Raw genomic sequence first — 7,609 nt, 5'->3', positions numbered from 1 at the left:
CAGGCGCCAAACACGCTCAACCTCGACAGTTCGGGGAGCCCGAGCGCAATAGCCCTCGGATAAATCCTCTTCCTTCCCAGCCCCGTCAGAACTCGTGCTGGTACGACACCCCGATACGCGGCTTCTGACCGGCGCTGGTGTCGCTAAGCTCATGTTCCCGGCGGCTATTGGGGAACTACTTATGCATACTTGAGCGGGCTTTCATGGGGCCTGGTCTAAGCGCTGGCTCGACGCCGCAGTGCTGCGGCTTGAGACAAGGGGCTTCATCGGTGTCCGCTTACCTGGATAAACTTTCCGTCAGTCGGCGTCTGTCGCTGCTCGCGTTCTGTGCCGCGGGAGTGGGGGCGTGTATGATCGCTCTGGTTCTCGCCTCTTCGCTGCTGGGCGCGCGCATGGATGAGCGCGCGCAGGATGCGGCGAACCAGGCTCTCTACGCCGCGCTTCTGGAAAAGGACTTCGCTTCGCTGGAGCGCGATGTCTTTCGCCACGCGCTTCTCAACGATGCGGCGACGCGCGAAGCCTACGAGGGCAACACAAGGGACTTCTTCGCCTCCAACGAGGAAACCCGCAAGCATCTGAGCCCGGATGAGCTGTCGGCCGCCGATGTGGTGGAGCAAAGCGCCAAGGCTTACGTCGCCGTGGTCGACGGCGTCCTTGCCGATGGGCCCGTGGGCAGCGCCGGGGTCGCGCGGATCATGGAGGCCGGGGACACGGTCGATGCCAATATCGAGGCGATCCGCGATCCTGTCATCGCGCGCTCGGTGGCGATCGATGCCCAGCAGACCTCCATGGCGCTCACCATGGTCGGCGTCTCGGTGGTGCTGGCGCTGGTGGCCTGCGGCTTCGCCTATGTCACGGCGCAGCGCGTGCGGCGCAGCATCGTGGGCGAACTGGGTGATATCCGCTCGGCCATTGCCCGGATCGAGGATGGCGGGGGGGAATTTACCGTACCGCATCTGCACCGAAGTGATGAAATCGGCGACCTCGCCCGCGTTGCCGAGCGCCTGCAGGTGATGACCCGCGCCAAGGCCGACAGCGATGCGCGCACGCACGCGATGATCGAGATGGTCGGCACCCAGCTGAGCGCGCTTGCCGAAGGCGACCTTACCGCCGAGTTGCCCGATATCGGGGCGACCTATGGCCGGCTGCGCGCCGATTTCAACACCATGGCCGGACGCCTGCGCGAGGCCTTGCTGGCGGTCTCGCACGCGATCCATGCGATCCACACGGGCGCGCGCGAGATCAACGATGCCTCGAGCGACTTTGCCACACGCACCGAACAGCACGCCAGCGATCTTGGGGAAGCTGCCGAGCGTATCCGCGACCTGAGCGGCGACATCAGTTCCACCGCCTCGGAAGCCACCACCGCGCACCGCAGCGTTGTTGCGGCCGTCGAGGAGGCGCAGTCGGGCGGGAAGATCGTGTCCGATGCGGTGGCGGCCATGCAATCGATCGATCACTCGACCGCCGAGATCAAGAAGATCATCTCGGTCATCGACGGGATCGCCTTCCAGACCAACCTGCTTGCCCTGAACGCGGGGGTCGAGGCCGCCCGTGCGGGCGAGATGGGCAAGGGCTTCGCGGTGGTGGCCACCGAAGTGCGCGCGCTTGCGCAGCGTTCGGCCGACGCCGCGCGCGAGGTGCGTGAGCTTATCGAGACGAGTTCGGTCCAGGTCGCCTCCGGGGTCGTCATGGTCAACGACACCGGCGCTGCGCTTGATCGCATCATCGAGAGCATTGCTTCGGCGACGCAGCTCGTGACCTCGATCGCGGATTCCTCGCAGGTGCAGTCGGGCAAGCTGCGCCAGACGACCGAGACCATCAGCGCCATGGACCGCATCACGCAGCAGAACGCGGCCATGATCGAGGAGAGTACCGCCGCCGCGCGAAGCCTGTCGAGCGAGGCGGACCGGCTGTCCGAACTGGTGGGCAAGTTCAAGCTGGGCGCGGGCGAAGTCGTGCAGCTGCGTGCGCCTTCTCTTGCTCCGCACAAGTTGGCGCGCGCGCCCCTGACGCAAGCCTCTCCGTCCTATGGGACGGCCGGATCGGCGGCGCTGCAGCCCATGGCGAGCGATGGGGAATGGGATGAGTTCTGAAGGCGTGCGCGGGTTTACCGGAAAGGTGTTGGCCATGAACGTTCCGCCCATGGTGCGGACTTGCGCGGCGCTGCGCTGGGGGCTTCTGGCCGGAATGGCCCTGGGCTTCAGTCCATCGGCCTTGGCGCAGGAGGCTGCGGGAGCAGGGGAACTCGACCTCTCGGGCAGTGTGCGCTTCCGGTACGAGGCTTACGACAATGCCTATCGCAGTTCGGGCGCGCGCTCGGACGATGCGGTGACGATACGGACAAGCATCGCGGCCAGGTACACCCGGGGGCGGTTTCGCGCGGGGGCCGAAATCCGCGATTCGCGCGGCTATGCCATCGATATCGATACGCCGATCAGTTCCGCGCACATCGACCCGTTGCAGGTCCCTCAACTCTATGTGGGACTGGACGTTTCGGACCAGGTCTCGGTGACGGCCGGGCGCATGGTTCTCAATTTTGGTAGCAAGCGACTTGTCGGCGATCCGGGCTGGCGCAACGCGGCCAACGCCTTCACCGGGGCCCGGCTCGACTGGCAGGACCCTGAAGGAAAGGCGCGCCTGAGCGTCTTCTACACCCTGCCGGACAAGCGCCATCCCGACACCAAGGGGGAGGTCATCGCGAACGCCTGGTCGGTGGACACTGAGGGCTTCGACCTGCGCTTCTGGGGCGCCTTTGCCTCGGCGCAGCAGGGGCCTGTGGCGCTGGAAGCCTATGCCTTCGTGCTCGACGAGCGCGACGATGCCACGCATGCGACCCGCAACCGGCACTTGCGCACCGTTGGAGGGCGTCTCCAGGTGCCCGCGGCGGGGCGCTGGGATTTCGAACTGGAAGCCGCGCTCCAGCTGGGGCGGATCCGCATGTCGCGCGACGAGGACGCGCCCAGCGTTCCGGTGCGTGCGTACATGGCCCATGGCGAGGCAGGCTATACGCTGCCCGGATCGCTCGACGCACGGCTCTCGCTTCAGGCCGACATGGCAAGCGGCGACAAGGCGGGAACGGCGCGCCACGAACGCTTCGATTCGCTCTATGGCCCACGCCGGGGCGATTGGGGGCCGACGTCGCTCTATGGTCCGCTGGGGTACAGCAATGTTCGCAGTCTGGGCGTGCGGGCGGAAATCGCGCCGTCCAAGCGCTTCGACGCCTTCGTCGACTGGCGGCGATTGTGGCTGGATTCCACGGGCGATGCCTTCGCCTTTACCGGCATTCGTGATGCGAGCGGCGCCAGTGGGCGCGACGGAGGGAGCCAGTTGCAGGCCCGCGTGCGCTACTGGCTCATTCCCAAGCGCATCAAGATCGATCTCGGCGCGGCCTGGCTCGACAAGGGCGCGTTCCTGAAGCGGGCGCCCAAGGTGCAGGACCGGGGCGACACCCACTATGGCTATGGGGACATCTACTTCCTGTTCTGATGGCTCCGTCGCGCGTCGCAATCCCCACGAAAAAGCCCCCTCCACGCACATTGCGAGGAGGGGGCTTTTTCGTGAGCGTCGGGCGGGGGCGTTCTAGTCGCCGCCGAAGGCGTCGGCGATCGAGCAGGCCGCGGGGCCCAGGATGACCACGAAGAGCGTAGGCAGGATGAACAGGATCAGCGGCACGGTCATGATCGCAGGCAGACGCGCGGCCTTTTCCTCGGCGCGCATCATGCGCTCGTTGCGGAATTCGGCCGAAAGCACGCGCAGCGCCGAGGCGAGCGGGGTGCCGTAGCGCTCGGTCTGGATCATCGTCGTCACCACGCCCTTCACCGCGTCGAGATCGACACGCCAGGCGAGGTTCTCGAAGGCCTGGCGGCGTTCGGTGAGGAACGAGAGCTCGATCGAGGTGAGCGAGAATTCATCGCCCAGCTCCGGGTAGGCGCGGCCCAGTTCGCGCGCGACGCGGTCGAAGGCGGCATCGACGGTGAGACCGGCCTCGGCGCAGATGACGAGCAGGTCGAGCGCGTCGGGAAGGCCCTTGCGGATCGCGTCGGTACGCTTGGTGGCGATGTTCTGAATGAACAGGTCCGGGCCCTTGTAGCCCGCCAGCAGCATCGCGGCGAAGCCGCCGAAGCGCTTGAAACTGCTCCATTCGGGGAAGTAGTCGATGCCATAGATGACAATTGCGGCGGTGCCGCCGAGCAGGATCGGCAGGACCAGGCGTCCGAACACGACGGCGACGGCCCACTGCTTGTCGCGGATGCCCGCATGGGCGAGCTTCTGCTGGATTTCCTTGAGCTGGCTGCCCTGCAGGACCTTCAGGCTGGCCAGGATCCGGCCCATCTTGTCGGTCGTCTCGTTGCGCTTGACGAGGCTTTGACGTTTGCGCGCGCCGGTGCTGATACCGGCCTTGAGCTGTTCGCGGCGCGCGTTGAGAGCGCGCACGCGCTTGGCCATGGGGTCGCGCACGGTGAGCGCGGTGTAGATGGCGTACATCGTCGCCATCGCTGCGATCATCGCCAGGAAGGTGCCGACGAGGATGACGTCGAAGCCCAGGATGGTAGGGCCGGTGGGTTGCTCGAGCATGGGTCGTGTTCCTCGCTCAGATCTCGAAGCTGACCATCTTGGCCATGATGAAGGCGCCGATTGCCATCCACACCGCGCCGCCCATGCCCGCGACCATCAGCCGCTCGTCGATGAAGAATTCGCCCACGTAGGCCGGATTGACCATCCAGATCATGCCGAAGACGAGGAAGGGCAGGGCGCCCACGATGTAGGCCGAAGCCTTCGATTCCGAGCTCATGGCGCGGATCTTGAGCTTCATCTGGGCGCGCTTGCGCAGCACGTCGGCGAGGTTCGACAAGGTCTCGGCAAGGTTACCGCCGGTCTCGCGCTGGATCGCGAGGGTGATGCAGAAGAAGTTGAATTCCGAGATCGAGAGACGGTCGGCGGTCTCCTGGAGGGCATCCTCCATGGTCTTGCCGATCTTGATGCGTTCGGTGATGAGCTTGAACTCCTGGCCAACCGGACCCGGGACTTCCTGCGCGACGACGGTGAGCGTCTCGGTGACGGGCAGACCCGAGCGCAGGCCGCGCACCAGAAGCTCGATGGCGTCGGGAAACTTGGTGGTGAAGTTGTTGGTGCGCTTGTTGATCATCATGTTCAGGGCAACGTGCGGAATGCCGGCGCCGGCGAACAGGCCGATGCCCAGCGCCAGCAGCACCGCGCTGGTCTTGAGGTAGATGAGCAGGGTCACCACCACCGCAATGCCCAGCGAGCCATAGAGGTACTGCGACAAGGTCCAGGACAGGCCCGAACGCATCAGGCGCAGTTCCAGCGCCTCGAGCTGCGAGCCCGAGCCGGCGAGACGGTGCATCTTGGGGCGCCGCGCGGCGACGGCCTTGCGCATCTGCGCCTCGACCCGGTCGTTCGTGCTCTGCGAGTGGCGAAAGCGCACGGCCTTCAGGCGGCGCGCGCCCTCCTTGCTCGGCGAGGGGCCGGCAAAGGCAAGGTAGACAAGCACCATCACGCCCATGAGGCCGCCTGCGAACAGGATGAGCTGAAGAGGGGTCATCGCCTTTGCGGTCCTTTACGTCACTGCGTCGTCATTGCGGCCGGGAACGCGTACGTGCGTGCGCCGCGTCCCCGTAAGCGGGAGCATCACTGCGCCTGCGCGCTCGCCTTCTTGGTGCCCATGCCCGACATGAACGACTTGAGATCGAGCTTGTCGAAGAGCGAAGCCTTCTTGCCCTCGCCCGCCTCCTGGACGTCCTCGCGACCTTCGAGAATGAGCTGCGAGAGATCGCGCATCGCCGCGCCCGCCCTGGTGGTGCGGTTGGCATCGGCAAAGGTCTGCCCCAGCTTCGCGGCGAGCGCGGCGGCCTTGGCGTCGTAGGGGATGGTGAGCGCGACCTTGGCCTCGATCGAGGCCTCGAAGTCGGCCTTGCCGATCTCACTGACTGCGGACTGGACCTTGTTGGCCACCACGATCACCCGCGCCTGGGGCGCGTTGGTGCGCAGCCAGGAGAGGATGCGGATCGAATCGCGCGCCGAGGCAAGGGTGTACTCGGTCACCAGCACGACCACGTTCACATCGGTCACCAGCTGCGGGAAGTTGATGAGCATGTTGCGCGGCATGTCGATCACGGTGGCCTCGAAGGCCTCGCGGAATTCCTCCTCGAGCTGGAGGAAGGCCGCGCCGTCGGTCATCAGCGGGCTCGAGATCGGGGCCTCGGCCGAGAGGATCGCGAGGTTGTCGTTGGCGCGGATCATGGCGCGTTCGATGAACAGGCCGTCGATGCGGCTCGGGCTCTCGATCGCGTCGGTGAGGCCGCGGCCCGGTTCCAGATCAAGGCACAGCGCGCCGGTCCCGAAGTGGATGTCGAGATCGAGCAGGGCGGTCGGCAGCTTGTTGTCCGCGCTCAGCAGCCAGGCCAGCGAGGTGGCGATGGTCGAGGCGCCGACGCCGCCGCGCGTGCCGATCACCGCGGTCGAGACATGCTGGCCCGCGCCCGCGCCGTCATGGCTCTTGGGTGCGGCGTAGACCGCCTGGGCCTGGGCCAGCGAGTCGCGCACCTGGGCGGGCGAGAGCGGCTTGAGGAGGTAGTCGTGGATGCCGCTGGCGATGAGGTCGCGGTAGAGGCGCACGTCGTTGACCTGGCCCACCGAGATCACGATCGTGCCCGGTTCGCACACTTCAGCGAGCGCGTTGATGTCGCTGAGCGGGTCGCCGCTTTCCGACAGGTCGACCATCAGGATGTTGGGCGAGGCGGTGATCGAGAGCGACTGGATGGCGTTGCGCAGGCCACCCTTGTTGCACTTCTCGGGCTGCCAGCCCATTTCCATCGCGATCGGGCGGATCACGTCGAGCGAGGCTTCGTCGCACAAGTAGGCGGCGAACTGGTCGCGGCCATTGCCGCCTCCCGATTTCCAGGGTGCGTTCATCACTGGCCTCCCGTGGTGGTGCTGGCTGTGGTTACGGTGTTGCCGTTGCCGGTGGGCTTGGCCTCGCGGTAGGCCTGGATTGCCTTGGTCGAGGTCATCGCGTTGGTCTCGCCCGTGCCCTCGGCGCCGTGCAGCAGATCCTCGGGATCGGCGACCATGGCGGCAAGGTTGGAATTGGTGGCGCAGCCGTAGTTGCTGGAAAGGCCGTTGCCCGGGTTGAAGTCGGAGTTGCTTGTCCACTCGGGGCAGCTGGGCACGGAGGCCTGCATGCGTGCGATCACCACGCGCAGCGTGCCGGGCTGGATGTAGCCCTGGGTGATCGGCGCGCCTTCGGCCATGAGGATGCCGCGGCGCTCGGCGAGCGCGGCGATGGCCTGGCGCGCGGCGGCGCTGGTGGCCGGGTCATCGACGTAGAGCTTGTCGCCGTACTTCAGGTCCATCGCATCGAGCCAGCCCGAAAGGCGCTGGGCTTCGCCATAGGCGAGGCCGCCGCCGTCGGCATTGAGGTCGAGCGTGTAGTTGACCTGCTGCACCACGGGCTGGTGCTCGGAATACATCGTGCGGTTGGTCGGGACACCGCCCATGCACCCGGCAAGCGCGGGGGCAAGAGCGAGAACGAGGGCGCCGGCGGCGAGCGGACGGGCGCGGGTGGGAAAAGACATGCGCATGGTGG

General features: G+C 66.4%; 6 protein-coding genes. 2 read left to right on the top strand and 4 right to left on the bottom strand.

Translation table 11 applies throughout. From position 1 onward, the window contains the following. Nucleotides 1-281: 281 nt before the first annotated feature. The gene (locus LC060_RS19805) at nucleotides 282-2,096 is read left to right on the top strand and encodes a methyl-accepting chemotaxis protein (protein ID WP_413465143.1); all 1,815 of its coding nucleotides are present in this window, start codon (nucleotides 282-284) and stop codon (nucleotides 2,094-2,096) included. Nucleotides 2,097-2,130: 34 nt separating this feature from the next. Further along, nucleotides 2,131-3,489 carry an alginate export family protein gene (locus tag LC060_RS19800; protein ID WP_226638421.1) on the top strand — a complete coding sequence of 453 codons (1,359 nt, stop codon included), beginning with the start codon at nucleotides 2,131-2,133 and terminating at the stop codon, nucleotides 3,487-3,489. 93 nt (nucleotides 3,490-3,582) lie between these two features. Here LC060_RS19800 and LC060_RS19795 read toward each other — a convergent pair whose 3' ends face one another. The 4 genes from LC060_RS19795 to LC060_RS19780 form a co-directional block, all read right to left on the bottom strand. Next, a complete protein-coding gene (locus tag LC060_RS19795; RefSeq protein WP_226638420.1) occupies nucleotides 3,583-4,578 on the bottom strand; it encodes a type II secretion system F family protein in 996 nt (331 codons plus the stop codon). Between the two features lie 16 nt (nucleotides 4,579-4,594). Beyond that, nucleotides 4,595-5,566 (bottom strand): type II secretion system F family protein, encoded by a 972-nt coding sequence (locus LC060_RS19790; RefSeq protein WP_226638419.1) that lies wholly within the window; start codon nucleotides 5,564-5,566, stop codon nucleotides 4,595-4,597. An 86-nt stretch (nucleotides 5,567-5,652) separates the two neighbouring features. Next, nucleotides 5,653-6,936, bottom strand: coding sequence for a pilus assembly protein CpaE (locus tag LC060_RS19785; protein WP_226638418.1), 1,284 nt, complete (start codon nucleotides 6,934-6,936; stop codon nucleotides 5,653-5,655). Next, nucleotides 6,936-7,604, bottom strand: a complete 669-nt coding sequence (locus LC060_RS19780) for a CpaD family pilus assembly protein (RefSeq protein WP_319005458.1) — start codon at nucleotides 7,602-7,604, stop codon at nucleotides 6,936-6,938. Before LC060_RS19780 ends, LC060_RS19785 begins: the two co-directional genes overlap by 1 nt. Nucleotides 7,605-7,609 lie beyond the last annotated feature (5 nt).

It is taken from the genome of Novosphingobium profundi, assembly GCF_020524485.1.
Taxonomy (GTDB): Bacteria; Pseudomonadota; Alphaproteobacteria; order Sphingomonadales; family Sphingomonadaceae; genus Novosphingobium; species Novosphingobium profundi_A.
This window is presented reverse-complemented; position numbering and strand designations above follow the sequence as displayed.